This is a genomic window from Parasphingorhabdus sp. NYA22 (assembly GCF_976973735.1).
In genome coordinates, this window is sequence record NZ_OZ333477.1 from 2,941,825 (window position 1) to 2,960,460 (window position 18,636).

Below are 18,636 nucleotides of genomic sequence, written 5' to 3' on the forward strand. Positions count from 1 at the left end.
ATCCCCTCCTCTGAAGAGGAGGGGTGAAAATTGTTGACCGACACCATCAGACCTGTCCCGCCAGCTCGCGGAATTTCTGCACCAGCGGCGTCAACTCGGCACTGCGCATCTTGAATGCCGCGCGGTTGACGACCAGCCGGCCGGAGATATCCAGTATCCGGTCAGTTTCGACGAGATTATTGGCTTTCAGCGTGCTGCCGGATTCGACCAGATCGACGATATGCCGCGACAGACCCAGCGACGGCGCCAGTTCCATCGCGCCATTGAGCTTCACGCATTCTGCCTGAATGCCCTTGCTCTCGAAATAGCGGCTGGTCAGATTGGGATATTTGGTGGCGACCCGAAGATGGGAAATATTGCCGACCTCCTCTGCATCATCCTTCGGCTGGGCCAGCGACAGGCGGCAGCGGCCGATACCGAGGTCTACCGGCGCGTAAAGCTCGCTATAGCCAAATTCCTCGATCACGTCGGACCCGACGATGCCGATCTGCGCCGCGCCATGTGCAACGAACGTTGCCACGTCGAACGCCCGCACCCGGATGATCGACATATGCGGCAGATTCGTCGCGAATTGCAGACTGCGGTTGGACTTGTCAAAAAAGGCGTCTTCTGGCACAATTCCCGCCTGCTCCAGGAGCGGCAAGGCATCGTCGAGAATCCTCCCTTTCGGAATTGCAAAGATTAGTGGTTTGGCCATGATGGCCGCGGCTTTACGGCTTCGCAGATGAAAGGGCAACGAGTTATGGACATTTTGGACGTGGAAGATATCGCACAGGGAATGCGCGGTCAGGCGGAACATTGTTTGCGCAACGATGCACCGGTAACAGCCTCGATCATCATCGCCCAGTTGCCGTTGATGAACGGCCCGACAGCCTGCGGGCAAAAGATTGCGCGCTGGCCGGGAAAACCGCTGGAAGACGCGATGCCGCTGCGCCTCACCGGCGGGCTGCATCACCTCTATCTCAGCGGCAAGGAACCGCGACTGGCCGAGATTTACGAAGGCCGGATCACCGATCAGTACGACATTGATCGTCTGGTCGGACAGGTTGTCGCCGACCATGACGCAAATCTGCTGACCTGGTTCGACAACCCACCGCAGACCAATGAATCCGGTCGATCGTCCAGTTTCATGGCCGGCCTGCTTTGGCTGTCAGGACGGGTCGGGCCGCGATTCGAACTGCTCGAACTCGGAGCCAGTGCCGGGGTGAATACGATGATGGACCGCTATCATTATGACCTGAACGGCGTTCTGACGGGACCAGAGGAGTCGCCGATGCGGATCAAGCCCGAGTGGCGCGGCCCGCCTCCCCCGCAAGCCCCGGTCGAGATTGTCAGCGCTCGCGGCTGCGACCAGAATCCGATCGATCTCACCGACGACGAAACCGCCGCGCGGCTCAAGGGCTATATCTGGCCGGAAATGCCCGTCCGCTTCGAGCGTATGGAAGCCTCGATCGCCTTGGCCAAACAGAACCCGCCCAATGTCGCGAAAGCCGATGCCGCCGACTGGACCGAACAGCAGCTGACCCAGCCCCAAGAAAGCGGCGTGACCCGGGTGCTGATGCATTCGATTGTCTGGCAATATTTGCCGCAGGCAACCAGGGACCGGATCACCAAAGCCATGGAAACGGCCGGCAAAGCGGCGACAGCGGATAGGCCCCTTGCATGGATGTCGCTGGAAACCAATCGCAAGACCTTCAGCCACGAACTGATCATCCGCTACTGGCCCGGCGGTGAAGAACCGGCGCTATTGGGCCGCGCCCATGCCCATGGTGCCTGGGTCGAGTGGTTTGAGGGCTAATAAGGTAGGAAGAGTAGATTGCCCTCTCCCATAGGGAGATGCAACAAGCCTTGGCAATTCATTGCCTTAGGCGCAGTCGGTGAGGGGTTTAGTACTCTCGGCTTGACGATCCCCTCACCGAGTTCCGCTTGCCCGCAAGCGGGCCAGCTACACTTGCCTCTCCCTATAGGAGATGGCTTCTCAATCCGTAACTGTATTCGGCTTACCCGTAGGCAGCGGAATATATTCGTCCGGATCACCCGGAACCACAGGAAAGCGCCCTTCAAACCAGTCCGCCTTGGCCTGTTCGATCCGATCCTTGCTGGATGAGACAAAATTCCACCAGACATGGCGTTCGCTGGCAAAAGCCTCGCCGCCGAGCAGCATCGCACGCCCGCCCGACAGCGATGAAAGCGACACCTTTGCGCCCGGGGCGATCACGTAAAGCACATATTTCTCCAGCGGCACACCATCCAGCGTCCCCTCGCCATCGACCAACATCACCGCCCGTTCGTCGGCCTCCGCATCGATCGGGATCGCGCCACCGGCGTACAGTAATATATCAGCGTAAATAGTCTCTGCGTGACAGGTCGTCGGCGCCGTCTGTCCCCAAAGGCTACCCATGATAATCCGGGCTTTGGCGCCACCATCCTCGATCAGCGGCAAACCTTCCTCCCCGACATTCTCGAACGCCGGGTCAATTTCTTCCTTGCCGTCGGGCAAAGCCAGCCAGGTCTGCATGCCGAACATCGGCTTTGGTTCATTTATTGTTTCAAGCGGAGACCGCTCCGAATGGACAATCCCCCTGCCCGCGGTCATCAGGTTGACTTCACCCGGCCGGATTGTCTGATGGGTGCCGAGACTGTCGCGATGGTCAATCGCGCCTTCGAACAAATAGGTTACCGTCGCCAGATTGATATGCGGATGCGGACGCACGCCCATGCCTGGTCCCTCCGGCAGTGATGCCGGGCCAAATTCATCGACAAAGATAAACGGCCCCACCATCCGACGATGCCGCGATGGCAGCACGCGGCGGACCTGAAACTCGCCTAGGTCGTGAGTGGTGGGCGTAATCGTTTGCGCAATGATAGTCATATGACATCCAGATCTCTGACGGTTTTCTTGGTGATCACATTTCCCGTATTCAGGATCGATTTTGGTTCCAGCAAAAGCACATGGCATTCGCCGTCCAACACTTCCGGACGATGTTCAACGCCCTTGGGCACAATGAGAAACTCCCCTTCCCCGACATCAACATCCCCGTCACGAAGCCCCATGCGCATCGTGCCCTTGACCACCAGAAACAACTCGTCTTCCTCGTCATGATGATGCCAGTCGAACTTGCCCTCGAATTTGGCGAGCTTCACCTGCGCGTCATTGATATCGCCCGCGACTTTCGGGGACCAATGATCGGAGAAACTGGCGAAAGCTTCGGCAAGATTGATTTTGCGGATCATGTTCGACCTTTCGCTCGTTGCTGCAACGCTTTTACCTTCTCCCGTGAGGGAGAAGGCTCAATTCACTCCCCCGGTGCCTTCGCCTTGATCACCATCGCGTGGACCTGGTCCCGCATCATATCACCCAGCGCCTTGTTCACCATACGCTGGCGGTTGAGCCTGGACTGACCGGCAAAGGCCGCGCATTCGATCTCGACGGAAAAATGCGATTCCCCGCTGCCATCGTCGCCGGCGTGGCCGTGATGGCTGGCGCTGTCGTTGGTCACGACAAGCGATATTGGCGCGAGTTCGGCGTTGAGCCGCTTTTCTATCTCGCTGTGGACTGGACCTTTGGGCATCGAATCTCCATATTGCTTTTTCACTCAACATATTAGCCGTTTGTGCTGCGCTTGTCGAAGTGCGTTTATGGCTTTCAAACCGTCCTTCGAACAGCAGGACCAACGGAGCAAGATTGACCGTTTCCCCCCAAAGAAAAGCCAGCCGTTTTCATGGCCGCGTCGAAACTGAAGGCCAGCCCTGCGCCGTGGACGGATGCGAGGAATGTGGCGAATTTCGCGCACCGCCCATCTATGGTTCTGGCCGCAGTTACGACGGCCCCGGCGAATATCGCTGGCTCTGCCTCGACCATGTTCGCGAGTTTAACCAGGGCTATGACTATTTCGCCGGCATGGACGCCGAAGAGATATTCGACGCACAGCATCCGGTCAGGGGATGGGATTCGTCCCGCCGAATCTATGACGGCGGAGCGGGTGCGCAACCGGCATGGAGCGATTTTACCGATCCGCTGGATGCAATTGGTGCGCGATTTGCCGGTGGTCTCAACCGCCGCCAGACGTCCGGCCCTGCTCTCTCCGGCGCGGATCAGAAAGCGCTCAAGACGCTAGGGCTAGGCAACAGTGACGCCAAATCCATTGTCCGCAGCGATATCCGCCGCGCCTATTCCGCGCTGGTCCGCAAATATCATCCAGATCGCAATGGCGGTGACCGCAGCCACGAGAAACAGTTGGCAAAAGTGATCGAGGCCTATACGCAGCTCAAGGAATCACCAGATTTTAGATAGTGGCTCGCCCCTTTGGCATTGCCTAGGGCAGCAGAGATTTTTCGAAGGACTATGATGACCGACATACCCGATATCAACCCGGACGCCAGCGACGAAACTGTAATGGATGCACCCGACATAACCGTCGATGCCCGCGAGGTTTTCGGTGTGGATGTGGATATGCAGGTTCCTGCGTTCAGCATAAAGGACGAACGGGTTCCCGACCTTGATCCATCCTATGTTTTCGATCCGGAAACGACGATCGCGATCCTCGCCGGTTTCGCCTTCAATCGCCGGGTGATGGTGCAAGGCTATCACGGCACCGGAAAATCGACTCATATCGAACAGATTGCCGCACGCCTCAACTGGCCCTGTATCCGGATCAACCTCGACGCGCATATCAGCCGTATCGATCTGGTCGGTCGCGATGCGATTGTCCTGAAGGATGGCCAGCAAGTCACCGAATTCCGCGAAGGTCTGCTCCCCTGGGCGCTGCAGACGCCAACCGCACTGGTGTTCGACGAATATGACGCCGGTCGCCCGGACGTTATGTTCGTGATCCAGCGCATATTGGAAGCCGAAGGCAAGCTGACTCTGCTCGACCAGAACCGGGTGATCCGTCCCAACCCTTATTTCCGCCTGTTCGCAACCGCCAACACGGTCGGCCTCGGCGACACCAGCGGCCTCTATCACGGCACCCAGCAGATAAACCAGGGCCAGATGGATCGCTGGAATATCGTGGTGACGCTGAACTATCTGCCCGCTGAAACCGAAGCGAAGGTGATCCTGTCGAAAGTGCCGGACGCCGGTGACAAGACGATCGAAAATATGATCAAGGTCGCCGACCTGACCCGTCAGGGATTCATCAACGGCGATATTTCCACGGTGATGAGTCCGCGGACCGTGATCAGCTGGGCGCAAAATGCCGCGATCTTCAAAAATATCGGCTTCGCCTTCCGGCTCTCTTTCCTCAACAAATGCGACGAAGCGGAGCGGATGCTGGTAGCGGAATATTATCAGCGGGTGTTCGGCGAAGATCTGCCGGAAAGCGTGATGGGCAAATAGTCACGCGCCAAATCTAGTCGGCTTTGGGGTCCTCTGCACGATCCGAAAATTCGGTCGTCACGGCCAGCACCGCCCATACCGTGAGTGTCGGCAAAACGCGTTCAGGGAAATCGATGAGTCCACCGGTGTCGCTTTCAGCATACCAGGCTGCCAGCAAGACCCCCGTCAGCATGACGCTGTTCCAGATTCGGCGATGGGTATAGGTCACGAGCAGGATGCTGCTCACCATCGCCGAGATGATGACCAGCAAAATCACATAGTCATCCATCGGGATTTCGGTGATATTGCCTAGACTGACACCGATAATCGCGCCGAAGAAAATATTCAGCGCATTGATCGTCGCTTCATATTCGCGTTGGGTCAGTCTAAATGGATTTCCGATTTTCAAAAATTTTCCTAGCATCATCCATTCCCGAGATATGCCAATTGACTAGCAAATCCTTCATCCTTTCCAAACTTCTTTCTCGCCAACGGCGTATTATTATGGCAACACAGCATTTACATGCTTGAGCCTAGCCCTGATTCCTATGTTAAACGACGCTGGTTTTGGCCATTTCGCGGCAAGCCGGCGGCCGAGAACACATATTATGAACCCTATGGCGATGCCATCCCGCCACGCATTGACGAACCTGTTGCGCCGCTCAAAAAACCGCGTGGCAAATGGTGGTGGTTTAGCCGCGCTCTTGCCGCCGGGCTGTTGCTGTTCGTCCTGCTGGTCGCCTATCTTGCGATCACCGCGCCTTTATCCAAATCCCTGCAGCCGATCGTTCCGCCGCAAATCACCCTGCTGACCTCCGACGGACAGCCGTTCGCACGCAATGGCGCGGTCGTCGATGACCCTGTTCAAGTCGCAAAATTGCCCGATCATGTAATGCAGGCCTTCATGTCGATCGAGGACCGGCGCTTCTATACGCACTGGGGCGTTGACCCGCGCGGCTTCGCTCGCGCGCTGTTGAGCAATATCTCCGGCAGCGGAATGACCCAGGGCGGCAGCACGATCACGCAACAACTGGCCAAGACGACATTTCTGACCCCGGAACGCAGCCTGACGCGCAAGGCGCGCGAGATGCTGATCGCCTTCTGGCTGGAGGCCTGGCTGACCAAGGATGAGATACTCGAACGCTATCTGTCCAACGTCTATTTCGGCGACAATGTCTACGGATTACGCGCCGCGTCGCTGCATTATTACTATCGCCAGCCGGAAAATCTCAAGCTGGAACAGGCGATCATGCTGGCCGGTCTGGTTCAGGCGCCGTCCCGCCTCGCCCCGACGCGCAACCCGGAGCTGGCGGCAAAAAGAGCCAATCTGGTCAAGGCGGCAATGGTCAGCGCTGGCTATCTTACCCAGAACGAGGCCGATGGCCTCGGCATCGCCAGATTGGACGTCCGCGCCAAAAACGCCCTGCCCACCGGCACCTATTTTGCCGATTGGGCGATGCCGCAAGCGCGGGAACTGGCTGATCTCAGCTACGAGAAGCTCAACCTGACCACGACGCTCGATTCCCGGATGCAGGAAATTGCCCGCCGCGCGGTGGCGCGCGCGCCGCTCGGTCAGGCGCAGGTTGCTCTGGTTGCAATGCGCCCGGATGGCGAAGTCGTGGCGATGATCGGCGGCAAGGATTATGCAAAATCCGCCTTCAACCGGGTCACCCAGGCCCAGCGCCAGCCCGGATCGACCTTCAAACTGTTTGTCTATCTGGCCGCGCTGCGCTCGGGCATGAGCCCGGATGACATGATCGACGACACGCCGATCACCAAGGGCGGCTATCTTCCCAAAAATGCCGGCGAAAAATATCGCGGCTCGCTCAGTTTAAAAGACGCTTTCGCCAAATCGAGCAATGTCGCGGCGGTGCGCCTGTTTGGCCAGGTCGGCGACAAGGCCGTGATCCGCGAAGCCCGCAATCTCGGGGTCAAATCCAGACTCGCCGAAGATGATCCCAGCCTGGCGCTTGGAACATCGACGATGAACCTGATGGAGCTGACCGCTGCTTATGCAGGGGTTGCCGGCAACAGCTGGCCGGTGGAGCCTTATGCCTTCAAGAGGGAGAAACAGGGTTGGACCGAGTGGCTGTTCGACTGGCCGGGACGTTATGAGGCCAAAACCCATGCCAACATGGAATCGCTGCTGCGGACGGCGGTCAACGACGGCACCGGACGACGGGCCATGCTGACGATCCCCAATTACGGCAAAACCGGCACCAGCCAGAACAATCGCGACGCGCTGTTCGTCGGCTATGCTGGCGACGGCGATGACCGGCTGGTGGTCGGCGTCTGGATCGGCAATGATGACAATACACCGCTGAAGGGCGTTAGTGGCGGTAGCCTGCCCGCAAGTATCTGGAAGGACTTCATGCAGCAGGCTGTCCAGTCCAAAAAGCCCGCTGGCACCGCCAAACCGGTCAAAAAGCCAGACCCCGAAGGCCCGGTCACTCCACTCGATCTGCCAGAAATTCCTGATATCCCGGCTGAACCCGGCAATATCGATATCAGGATAAATGGCGATTCCGGTGTCCGGGTTGGTACGGAAATAGGTGGTGTGCCGGTGGATTTGAGGATCGATGGCGATGGCATGGCGATCGAACGGCGGCAGGTGGAAACCCCACCGGGACAGTAAACCTGGTCGCAAGATCCCGCCTAACAAAAAAGCAGGAAATTAGGCCTTTGATTCCCCTCGCCTTTCCGCTTAAAGCTGTTCGCTTCTATGGCTGACCGTTCCAAACTTGATGACTTGAAAGACGTGCTGGGTGGCGCGGCGCGCGCTATTGCCGGAGATCCGGACCTTGAACTCGCCTATACCGCCGAAGCCCCGTCGCAAGCCGGTCAGCATCTCAAGGTGCCAATGCCGGCGCGCGACCTGCCACCGGCGCAAGTCGCCGAAGCGCGCGGCTTTGCCGACAGTTTTTCGCTGAGATTGCGCCATCACAACGAAGCGACGCACCGGAAAAACGCCCCGCAGGAAGCCGTAGCACGCGCTTGCTTCGATGCGCTCGAACAGGTTCGCACCGACGCGCTGGGATCCCGCGTCATGTCCGGCGCCAAGGATAATCTGAACGCAGCGCTGGAAATGCGGATGCGTTCCGACCCTATTGCACGGGCACAGAATCGTGATGAGGTTCCGATTTCCACTGCGCTAGCCCTGCTGGCGCGGGAAAAACTGACCGGACAAGCGCCGCCAGCAGGCACAGTCAAGGGCCTCGACATGCTCCGCGAGTGGATCGAGGAAAGTGCAGGCACGGATCTCGACGGCCTCAACCTGACGCTCGACGACCAGAACAGCTTTGCCAAATTGTCGACCCAGTTGCTCCAGCATCTTGATCTGATCCAGAGCGATGATCAATCCGAAGCTGACGACAGCGACGACGATGACAGCGATGAAGACAGCGACGACAGTCAGGATGACGGCGCTGACGAGGAAGCGACCGGTGACCAGGGCGAGTCCGAAATGCGCTCCGAACCATCGGACGACGATAGCCAGGACGGCGAAAGCGACCAGAATGCCGAGGAGCTGGAAGAAGGCGCCGAAGAGGAAATGGGAGACGCCGGCGACGACGGCATGATGCCGGTCCGCCCCAATCGGGCGATGTCCGACCTGCCCCCCGGCTTCAACTATGCGCCGTGGACCGAAAAATATGACGAGGTCGTCAGCGCCTCAGAGCTTTGCGACGAAGAAGAACTGACGCGACTGCGCGCTTTCCTCGACCAGCAGCTGACCAATTTACAGGGTGCGGTGACCAAGCTTGCCAACCGCTTGCAACGCCGCCTGATGGCGCAGCAGAATCGCAGCTGGGATTTCGATCAGGAAGAGGGCATGCTCGATGCCGCCCGCCTCGCCCGCGTGGTCAGCAATCCCTCGCACAGCCTGTCCTACAAGATCGAACGCGAAACCGATTTCCGCGACACCGTCGTGACTCTGCTGATCGACAACAGCGGCTCGATGCGCGGTCGTCCGATATCCATTGCTGCGATTTCCGCCGACATCATGGCACGCACGCTGGAACGCTGCGGCGTCAAAACCGAAATTCTCGGCTTCACCACTCGCGCCTGGAAAGGCGGCCAGACCCGCGAAGACTGGCTCGCGGCGGATCGTCCGGCCAATCCCGGACGGCTCAACGACCTGCGCCACATTGTCTACAAGAAGGCTGACGAACCCTGGCGCCATGCCAAGAAAAATCTCGGCCTGATGATGCGCGAAGGCCTGCTCAAGGAAAATATCGACGGCGAGGCCCTGCTCTGGGCGCATAGCCGGCTGATCGCCCGCCCCGAAGAACGCCGTATATTGATGGTCATCTCCGACGGCGCGCCGGTCGACGACAGCACGCTGTCGGTCAACCATGGCGCCTATCTGGAAAACCATCTGCGCAAGGTGATCGAATGGATCGAAAGCCGCTCGCCGGTGCAACTGGTCGCCATCGGCATCGGTCATGATGTGACGCGCTATTACAAGAGAGCGGTCACGATCATGGATGCCGAGCAACTGGGCGGAACTATGGTCGAGCAATTGGCCGGGCTGTTCGACGAAGAAGGATCAAAATGAACGTAACCGAAGCCGTCACCTCCCGCCGGTCCGTGCGCCAGTTTCTTGACAAGCCGGTCGACAAGGCAATTCTGGAACGCGTTCTCGAAACGGCACAGCGCTCCCCTTCTGGCGGCAACACCCAGCCATGGAGCGCGGTTGTCGTTGGCGGAGATGCGCTCAAGAACATCACCGCTTCCGTCAAGGCCAAGGCCGCGACTGCGCCGATGGGCGAAGATATGGAATATGCGATCTATCCCAAGGATCTCGATGGTCGCTATGAAGAACAGCGCCGCGCAGTTGGCAAAGATATGTTCGACGCCGTCGGTCTGGAACGGGGCGACGCCGCGGGACGGGTCGCACAGATGGCAAAAAACTGGGACAGTTTCGGCGCACCAGTGCAATTGTTCACCTACACCAGAAAATATATGGGACCGCCGCAATGGTCGGACATGGGCATGTGGCTGCAGACAGTGATGCTGCTGCTGCGCGAAGAAGGCCTCGACAGTTGCCCTCAGGAAATCTGGGCGATGTACGGCACCCATATGCGCGAATTGCTTGATATTGATGATGAGCATATATTCTTTTGCGGCATGGCGATCGGCTATCGCGACCCGGATGCCCCGATCAACAATTTCGATGTTCCTCGCGTGCCGATCAGCGATGCAATAGAGTTTCGCGGTTTTTAACCACTGCAGGCTACGGTTTTCGGGCAATATTCGGGGCAAAAACGTCCCGCAATGTGACGATGGTCACTCAATCCACCACCGGTGTCGATATTCTACTATCCGAGACTCGGTTTTCTCGGCTAACTAGTGTAGTTATAAGAATATTCTGGGTCGCAATCGACATTGCCTAAGTCTGAGGGGGCTGGGCAATGCACAAAAATTGTGGGGAGAATATCGTGCACCGGATGAGGATCGGTACAATAATATTGACGATGGGCTTGGTAACAAGCCCGATGGCGGCCCTTGCCCAGGGCACGCCGGTGTCACTGCGCGACAGCTTCCCGATCGGAAGCAGCGAAGGCACTTTGTGCCAGGTGCAGGATCGCAGCATCGAAAACAAAGCCAAAACCAACATGTTCGACCGGAGCTGGGCTGTGGTTTGCCGCGATTCGGCAAGACCGGTCGGCTTTGTCTATTCCTCCCGATCCACAGAGCAGGAGATGCTGGCCCGTATCGCACCCAATCGGGACGAACCGGTGACCTGCACCGATGACCAGTCACAAGCGACACTCGGCGGCTTTCGTCACACCGCATGCCAACTTGCAGCAGAACCGGTTGCCTATTCGCTGATCACCGGCAGGCAAGGTGGCACCAGCTATGTCGCCGAAGGTCTGTCCGCCTATGACAGCGCGACCATGCTGGCGCTCAGGTCGATTTTGAATGATTCGATCGCCACGGGCAAAATCGATGTCGCATCCACGTCGATCGAAGACCCGTTCGCCTTTGCCCGGGTACAGGCCGCAACGCTCAAGCCCTATCAGGCTCTGGCGGAAGGCTATCGCAGAAATCTGAGCGGCGACTATGCGGAGGCCGCTGCCTTTTTCGAAACCTTGCAGCAACGCACATCCGGCCTCGAGGGGGAGGATATCAATCCTCGCGAATATCTGATCAACCGGGCGTTGCAGAAATCCAATCTCGGTGAATTTGCCGAAGCCGATGACCTTTTCGAGCAAGCCAGCGAAACCAATGGCCGCGACCCGATAACAGAACGGCTGCAGCGCAATTTCGAAACCATGCATTTGCTCAACCAGGGCCAGGTAATTGCGGCGATCGCACGGATCAAAACTCCCCTCAAAACCGCCATTGAAGAGCAGGCTGCCCTGGCCGAGCGACTCGAAATCACCACCAGGATTTCAACCAGAATCAACGGCAGCGTGCAGACCCGCAACCTGCTCGGCTTTATCGACGAAACAAAATTGAGTTCGCAGGAGCGCAGCGAGATTATCGATGCACAGGCCTTGCAGCTTCTCGGCACGGCACAACGGTTGAATGGCGATCGCGAAGTCGCCAGGAATTCGTTCATCTCGGCTTATAACCGCGCGATCGCCGTGCGCGATGGCCGGGTCACCTCGATTACCCGCCTGAGAGCGCAAACACTCGCCGAACTGTCGCTGCTTGCGGAAGCGGATGGCAATATCGGCGAGGCCCGGCAATATCTGCGCGACGGCCTCGATTTGCTGAGCATCCAATATCCGGAAACAAGAGCGGTCAACGGCGCCAAGGCGCGCCTCGCTGCGTTTCTTTTGCGCAACGGACAGGAAGCCGAAGCACGCACATTATATGCGGAAGTCGTGGACAGTTCGCTCGGCAAGCAAAGCGCGATTACCGGCATGGCCAACCAGCTGGCCCCCTATTTTGCTCTGCTGGCCGCTGACCCAATGGCAACCGACCAGTTTTTCAAGGCCTCGCAGATTTTGGTCCGCCCCGGTGTGGCCGAAACCCAGGCCGTTCTCTCGCGCGAGCTGAGTGGAGGCACCGACGAGGCTGCCCGCCTGTTTAGGCAATCGATCAATCTGACACGCAATATCGAAAGATTGCGAATCCGTTTCTCGGCGCTCGGCAGAGTTGAGCAGACGGCGCTGGTCCTCACACAAAGAGACGGTCTCGCTGCCGAAATAGAGGCGCTGGAACGAAGCCAGCAGCTCACCCAGGTCAGGCTCTCCGAATTTCCGCAATATCGCGCAGTTACCGACCGTTTCCTCAGCCTCGACGAGCTCCGCGCCACCATGCAGCCTTCCGAAGCCTATATGCGCATGTCGATTATCGGCGGCGATATATTCATGTTCTACACCGATCAGTCAGCGGCGAAAATTTACCGGGTGCCGCTGGACGAGGCAGCGCTCGACGGAAAGGTCGATACGATCCGCGCCTCGATCTCGGTGTTCGAAAATGGCCAGTATGTAACCTATCCTTTCGATATCGAAGCGGCTCGCGCACTGTATTCCGATCTTTTCGGACCGGTTTCCGACCAGCTTGCCGGAAGGACACATCTGATATTCGAACCCGACGGCGCCATGCTCCGTCTGCCGATCAATTTGCTGGTCGCCGATGATGCGTCGGTTGCGCAATATCTTGGCAGGACCGAAGCGATCGACGGCGATCCCTTTGACTTTGCCGGTGTCCAATGGCTCGGCAAAGATCTGGATATCAGCACCGCCGTATCCGCACGCTCCTTCGCCGATGCCCGCAAGGCGCCACAATCCAAAGCCACTCGTCAATATCTCGGCATGGGCAGAAACGAGCCGGTAGTGGCCAATACCAAAATGGCTGCCATCCGGGGCGGCGAGCAAAAGAACAGTGCCCAGTGCCAATGGCCGCTGAGCCAGTGGAACAGCCCGATATCCGATCGCGAGCTGATGGAGGCCCGAAGCTTGATCGGCGCAGCAAACTCCGAACTGCTGACCGGCGCGGCATTTACCGACAGCGCCGTCCTGTCGAATGACGATATCAATGATTACCGTATCCTGCATTTTGCCACCCATGGTCTGGTCACCGCGCCCAGCCCGTCCTGCCCGGCAAAACCGGCGCTACTGACATCCTTTGGCGGCAAGGGATCAGACGGTCTTCTGGCGTTTGACGAAATTTTCGATCTGAAGCTGGATGCGGATATCATTATCCTTTCGGCCTGCGATACCGCGGGCAAAGCCAGCATAGCGGTGACCCGCGAGGCTGGCGTGAGCAGCGGCGGCGGAACGGCTCTGGATGGCCTGGTCCGGTCGTTCATCGGTGCCGGTGGCCGTTCGGTACTCGCCAGTCACTGGCCTGCCCCGGATGATTTCCGCGCGACGGAGAGGCTGATCAACGGTCTGTTCACTGACGGTCAGGGACGCTCGATCACCGAAGCGCTCAGATTGTCCCAGCTGGAGCTGATGAACGATCCGGTTACGTCCCACCCCTTTTACTGGGCCGGATTTGCCCTGATCGGTGACGGTGCCCGGCCATTTTTGCCGGACGCCGTGAATGGCTCCGTCAGTCTTGCAACACCTGCAACCACAGCGAAAGCGCCTCTGAAATAATGACGGCAACCGCTGCGCCAACGGACCCGGTTACCAATAACCGCGACGTCAAAGAGGGAGCGAAGGGCATATTGCAATCCCTTCGCCGCCTGTTTGACCAGCTGGGCCCGATCCGCCTGGGATCGACCATATTGTTCATGATCCTCGCGTTGCTGGTCGCCCGCTACAGCTGGACGACGCCGCTGATCCAGGAAGCGGAGCGCGCGCTATATGATCTGCGGGCATCGGTGTTCGCGCCGGAGATCGAAAAAGACGAGAATATCGTCATGGTCGTCTATAATGAGGATACGCTGAAGCTGACCGGCCAGCGTTCTCCGGTCGACCGGACGATCCTGGCCCAGGCGCTCGAAACCATCGATGCTGCCAATCCCAAGTCGATCGGCATCGATATATTGTTCACGATGCCGCAGGATGATGACGCGCTGCTGATCTCGGCCTTCAAGAATATGAAAACGCCAACCTTTCTCGCTTATGCCGACCCGAAGGAAAATCCGGAAATCGCCTTCGCCGAGCATGAATTTCTGCAGCAGTTTTTTGCAGAAGCCCGCACTGAAAATGTTCGGCCCACCGATATCAAGCTGGAAACCGACAGCGACGGCGTCCAGCGCCGGTGGACCCCGCACCGGCCCGGCGCTCCTCCGTTTATGGCCATTGCCCTGACCGGACCAAACCCGAAATTTGCCCAGAATGACGGCGCCATCCGCTATCACGTTCCGACCACAACCGATGTTCCGGTGTTTGACAAATTCCCGATCGAAAGCTTTGCCGATCCGGCCATTGCCGAGATGCTCGGATCGTTCATCGCCGGCAAACACGTGCTGATCGGCGGTGACTTTGTCGATCGCGACCGGTTCGAAACTCCGGTCGGCGGACTGGCCGACATCAAGGGCGATGACGGCAAGATGATCGGACTGGAAGTCCATGCCCATATGCTCGCCCAGTTGCTAAACGATGATCTGCCCACCCCGATCCCGACATGGACCTTGTGGCTGGGCGCGCTGATCGTAGCGATTTGCGGGGGTCTCTCCGCCCTGATCGTCGGCAATGCGCTCAAGGTCGGTTTCATACTGCTCGGACAATTCGCCTTTTTCCTGATCTTCCCTTTCATATTGCAAAATGTCGGAATTGACACGCTTTCCCTGCCGGCCTTTGGCTGGGGTGTCGGCTGGCTTCTCGGCTATGCCTCGGTCGGCTCGGCCGCGCGGACCATAAATTCCAAGCAGCGGGCCTTTGCGCAAAGCGCCTTGGGCAAATATCTGCCAAAATCAATCGCGAACGAGATATTGAAGGATCCCGAGAAGCTCGCATTACATGGCGAGAAGCGGAAAATATTCGCGGTCTTCACCGATCTCGAGGGGTTTACCAAATTGACCCACGCCATCGAGCCGGAGATGGTGGCCTATTTGCTCAACGATTACCTCGACCGGCTGAGCGAGGTAGCGCTGGAATATGGTGGCACGATCGACAAGTTCGTCGGCGATGCGCTGGTCACTTTCTGGGGCGCGCCCATCGCCTATCCCGATGACGGCGAACGGGCTGCCAAGGCGGCCTATGCTCTCTATCTGGCGGGCGAGGAATTTCGCAAAAATGTCCCCGAAGGCGTGCCGCCGATTGGCAGAACCCGGGTTGGCATGCATTATGGCGATGCGATCGTCGGCAATTTCGGTGGCGAAGGCCGGATTCAATATACCGCACTGGGCGACGCGATGAACACCGCTGCCCGGCTGGAAGCGGCCAACAAGACGCTGGAGACCAAGGTCCTGCTGAGCCGGGAAGCGATGGAACGGACCGGTCTCGACTGGTACCGGCCAATGGGCCGGATCACGCTCCGCGGCCGATCCACGCCCGTCGATGTGTTCGAACCGGTTCCCGAGTGGGAAGAAAAAGATCGTGCGGCAGTGACCGCAATCATAGCGGCCCATGAAATCGGTGATAGTGGTTCTATTCAGGCACTGGGTGCCGTGATCAAGCAATATGGCGAGGATTTGGGCCTCGTCAATCTGCTCAAACGATTGAAAAAGACTAAAAATGGAGAAAGCTATGCACTTGGATAAAAACACTCTGGCACCGTCCGGACGAATTCTTCCCGGCTTTGCGAAGGCGGCTCTCGGTACGTTTCTGCTCTTCGGCGTCGGTAGCGTCGCACTGGCACAAAATATGGTCGTGCGTTCGACCGGACCTTCGGCCAGCAGCTACCCTGCGGGCAAGAAAATGGGCAATGATGCGAAAATCACGCTGAAGGCCCAGGACAAGGTCACCATCCTGACCAAGTCGGGCACGCGCGTTCTGTCAGGTCCGGGAACCTATTCGCTCGCACAGGGCAGCGGTTCGGCCTCAAGCGCATCCGGCCGGCTGTCGAGCTTCATCAACAATCGTGGCAGCAGTCGGGCCAGAACCGGAGCGGTTCGCGGCGATACCAGCGCGGCGGCCGTTACACCGAACAATCCGAATCTCTGGTTCCTTGACGTGACCAAGGGCGGCAAATTCTGTGTCAGCAATCCGAAGGGACTGGTTGTCTGGCGGCCGGATTACACCGGATCGGCGACGGCCTCCATTGTTGAACCGACAACTGGCAATGTCACCGAAATCGCATGGCGCAAAGGCAATCCGTTAAAGGCATGGCCGAAGACTGTTCTGCCGGTAACCGATGGTGCGAACTATCGACTGCTCGGCTCGAGTGTAGAGCAATCGGTAGAGGTGAATTTTGTGGTCCTGGACAGCGAACCGGCCGACCTTGATGCGACGGCGGCTGTGCTGATCGAGAACGGCTGTCAGGGCCAGCTGGATTTGCTGGTCGAGACACTTAACGCGAATAATGAAGAACCGGGTGACCAGGGCTAGTCTCTGAATGAATTCTGCCGTTCCGGCCAGGCGCCGGACGGCAGAGCCGGTATGGTGGTTCCCTGTGTTGCGCCGGAATCACCGCAAAACGGGGATGTATATGACGCGCTCGCGAACTACGCTTAAAACGACTGCCCTGGCGGCAGGTTTCGCCATTTTCTTGTCTGGCGTGCCTGCATGGGGACAATCATCCGCCGCGGCGCCGACCAGGGAGGAAATCCAGCGCGGAGTCATCGATGAAGCGCTGAAGGGCCAGGCCCAGCCGCTTTCCTTTGACGGAGACGTAGAGCGATCCGCCTGCCCGCTCGCCGGACCGGAATTTTCCGACGTGCGGTTCACGCTGAAGTCGGTTGATTTTACCGGACTGATTTCGGTTGATGCCGCATCACTAAGTTCATCCTACACAGATTATATTGGTCAGGACGTCCCGGTTTCGGTAGTTTGCGATATCCGTGACCGCGCGGCAACCATCCTCCGCAGCGATGGCTATCTCGCGGCCGTACAAGTACCGCCGCAGACAATCGATTCCGGCAATGTCCGGTTCGATGTGCTGATGGCACGGATGACCGCGGTGCAGGTCCGGGGCGATGCCGGGCCATCCGAAGCCCTGCTGCAAAAATATATCGAGAAGCTCGCCGCGCAACCGGTGTTCAATATCAACACGGCGGACCGCTATCTGCTGCTCGCTCGTGACATACCGGGGCTGGACGTACGGCTTTCGCTCCGCCCGGTTTCGGCAGAATCCGGTGGCCAGCCCGGCGAAGTTGTCGGCGAGTTCAACGTCGTCCGCACGCCGGTATATGCCGACATCAATGTCCAGAATTTCGGCTCCAAAGCGGTCGGCCGTTTCGGCGGACTGGCGCGGGTCCGGTTTAACGGACTGACCGGATTGGGCGATGAAACCGTGATCAGCGGCTATTCGTCAGCTGATTTCAAGGAGCAGCAGGTTCTGCAAGTTGGCCATGAATTCACGGTCGGCGGCGAAGGCCTCAAATTCGGCGGAAATTTCACCTATGCCTGGACCAGACCCGAGCTGTCCGGCGGACTTGACGTCGATTCACAGACATTGGTGGCAAGTGCCTATGCAAGCTATCCTTTCATTCGCAAGCAGTCGCACAATATTTTCGGCACGGTCGGTCTCGACTATATTGACCAGCGCACCGACCTGCTGGGTGTCCGCACCAATGAGGACCGGCTGAGCGTGGCCTTTGCCCGGCTGGACTTCAACCAGATCGAAGCGGGCAGCATTTCCGGACGCGGCGGCTATTCCGCCTTCGAACCAAAATGGGGCATCGGCGGTTCGCTCGAAATCCGGCAGGGCTTGGACATATTGGGCGCCAGCGAGGGCTGTGGTCCGGCCTTTGTCAATTGCGTCGGCAAGACCGTCTTCCCAACCCGCGCCGATGGCGACCCGACAGCCTTTGTTGTCAGGGGCCAGGCCAAGATCGACTTTCGTCCGACGCCGCTGCTGGCAGTGACGCTGAAACCGCGACTGCAATATTCTCCTGATGCGCTGTTCTCCTATGAAGAAGTGTCCGGCGGCAATTATACCACGGGTCGCGGCTATGATCCGGGAACGATCATCGGCGACAGCGGCTATGGCCTGCAGACGGAAATCAGCTACGGCTCGCTGGTCCCCGAGACACCCGAGAGCATCGCGCTTCAACCCTATGCGTTTTTTGACATCATGGGCGTCTGGAACAAGAATGTTCCGGGTGATCCCCAGAAACTCTATTCCGCCGGTGGCGGGCTACGCATGACGATCGGCCAGCAGGCCAGTCTGGATCTGACCGCGGTTGTACCGCTGAAACGGGCGCCGTTCGAAACCCGCCGCCAGGACGCGCGGGCACTACTGACGCTGACCGTCCAACTGGCGCCCTGGAAGCGCAGATGAAACCGATTTTCGACGATAGACCAGCC

15 protein-coding genes are annotated in these 18,636 nt (G+C 58.5%); 10 read left to right on the plus strand and 5 right to left on the minus strand.

Annotation, left to right across the window (positions count from 1 at the left end; translation table 11 throughout):
- Positions 1 to 46: 46 nt before the first annotated feature.
- Positions 47 to 697 carry an ATP phosphoribosyltransferase gene (hisG, locus tag ACWFTY_RS14080; RefSeq protein WP_447524814.1) on the minus strand — a complete coding sequence of 217 codons (651 nt, stop codon included), beginning with the start codon at positions 695 to 697 and terminating at the stop codon, positions 47 to 49.
- A gap of 45 nt (positions 698 to 742) precedes the next feature.
- On the opposite strand from hisG, the gene ACWFTY_RS14085 reads away from it, so the two are divergent.
- Positions 743 to 1,798, plus strand: coding sequence for a DUF2332 domain-containing protein (locus tag ACWFTY_RS14085; protein WP_447524815.1), 1,056 nt, complete (start codon positions 743 to 745; stop codon positions 1,796 to 1,798).
- A 180-nt stretch (positions 1,799 to 1,978) separates the two neighbouring features.
- On the opposite strand, the gene ACWFTY_RS14090 is transcribed toward ACWFTY_RS14085, so the two are convergent.
- The 3 genes from ACWFTY_RS14090 to ACWFTY_RS14100 all read right to left on the minus strand — a co-directional run bounded on the left by ACWFTY_RS14090 (position 1,979) and on the right by ACWFTY_RS14100 (position 3,572).
- Positions 1,979 to 2,872, minus strand: coding sequence for a pirin family protein (locus ACWFTY_RS14090; protein WP_447524816.1), 894 nt, complete (start codon positions 2,870 to 2,872; stop codon positions 1,979 to 1,981).
- Positions 2,869 to 3,234 carry a cupin domain-containing protein gene (locus ACWFTY_RS14095; protein ID WP_447524817.1) on the minus strand — a complete coding sequence of 122 codons (366 nt, stop codon included), beginning with the start codon at positions 3,232 to 3,234 and terminating at the stop codon, positions 2,869 to 2,871. The genes ACWFTY_RS14090 and ACWFTY_RS14095 overlap by 4 nt, the downstream gene beginning before the upstream one ends.
- A 62-nt stretch (positions 3,235 to 3,296) precedes the next feature.
- The gene (locus ACWFTY_RS14100; protein WP_447524818.1) at positions 3,297 to 3,572 is read right to left on the minus strand and encodes a BolA family protein; all 276 of its coding nucleotides are present in this window, start codon (positions 3,570 to 3,572) and stop codon (positions 3,297 to 3,299) included.
- A 113-nt stretch (positions 3,573 to 3,685) separates the two neighbouring features.
- On the opposite strand from ACWFTY_RS14100, the gene ACWFTY_RS14105 reads away from it, so the two are divergent.
- Entirely contained in the window at positions 3,686 to 4,294 is a 609-nt protein-coding gene (locus tag ACWFTY_RS14105) for a J domain-containing protein (protein WP_447524819.1), read from the plus strand.
- A gap of 54 nt (positions 4,295 to 4,348) precedes the next feature.
- Positions 4,349 to 5,338, plus strand: a complete 990-nt coding sequence (cobS, locus tag ACWFTY_RS14110; protein ID WP_447526903.1) for a cobaltochelatase subunit CobS — start codon at positions 4,349 to 4,351, stop codon at positions 5,336 to 5,338.
- A gap of 13 nt (positions 5,339 to 5,351) precedes the next feature.
- Here cobS and ACWFTY_RS14115 read toward each other — a convergent pair whose 3' ends face one another.
- Positions 5,352 to 5,726, minus strand: coding sequence for a hypothetical protein (locus tag ACWFTY_RS14115; RefSeq protein ID WP_447524820.1), 375 nt, complete (start codon positions 5,724 to 5,726; stop codon positions 5,352 to 5,354).
- Positions 5,727 to 5,840: 114 nt separating this feature from the next.
- On the opposite strand from ACWFTY_RS14115, the gene ACWFTY_RS14120 reads away from it, so the two are divergent.
- From ACWFTY_RS14120 to ACWFTY_RS14150, 7 genes are all read left to right on the plus strand, one after another.
- Positions 5,841 to 7,952, plus strand: coding sequence for a transglycosylase domain-containing protein (locus tag ACWFTY_RS14120; protein WP_447524821.1), 2,112 nt, complete (start codon positions 5,841 to 5,843; stop codon positions 7,950 to 7,952).
- Between the two features lie 87 nt (positions 7,953 to 8,039).
- Positions 8,040 to 9,872: a cobaltochelatase subunit CobT gene (gene cobT / locus ACWFTY_RS14125; RefSeq protein ID WP_447524822.1), complete on the plus strand. Its 1,833-nt coding sequence runs from the start codon at positions 8,040 to 8,042 to the stop codon at positions 9,870 to 9,872.
- Positions 9,869 to 10,540, plus strand: coding sequence for a nitroreductase (locus ACWFTY_RS14130; RefSeq protein ID WP_447524823.1), 672 nt, complete (start codon positions 9,869 to 9,871; stop codon positions 10,538 to 10,540). The genes cobT and ACWFTY_RS14130 overlap by 4 nt, the downstream gene beginning before the upstream one ends.
- A gap of 188 nt (positions 10,541 to 10,728) precedes the next feature.
- Positions 10,729 to 13,875 (plus strand): CHAT domain-containing protein, encoded by a 3,147-nt coding sequence (locus ACWFTY_RS14135; protein ID WP_447524824.1) that lies wholly within the window; start codon positions 10,729 to 10,731, stop codon positions 13,873 to 13,875.
- On the plus strand, positions 13,875 to 15,929 hold the full coding sequence (locus tag ACWFTY_RS14140; protein ID WP_447524825.1) for a CHASE2 domain-containing protein: 2,055 nt from the start codon (positions 13,875 to 13,877) through the stop codon (positions 15,927 to 15,929). Before ACWFTY_RS14135 ends, ACWFTY_RS14140 begins: the two co-directional genes overlap by 1 nt.
- Complete coding sequence (locus ACWFTY_RS14145) at positions 15,916 to 16,716, plus strand: hypothetical protein (protein ID WP_447524826.1); 801 nt, start codon at positions 15,916 to 15,918, stop codon at positions 16,714 to 16,716. The genes ACWFTY_RS14140 and ACWFTY_RS14145 overlap by 14 nt, the downstream gene beginning before the upstream one ends.
- A gap of 100 nt (positions 16,717 to 16,816) precedes the next feature.
- Entirely contained in the window at positions 16,817 to 18,610 is a 1,794-nt protein-coding gene (locus ACWFTY_RS14150; protein WP_447524827.1) for a ShlB/FhaC/HecB family hemolysin secretion/activation protein, read from the plus strand.
- The last annotated feature ends 26 nt before the right edge of the window (positions 18,611 to 18,636 follow it).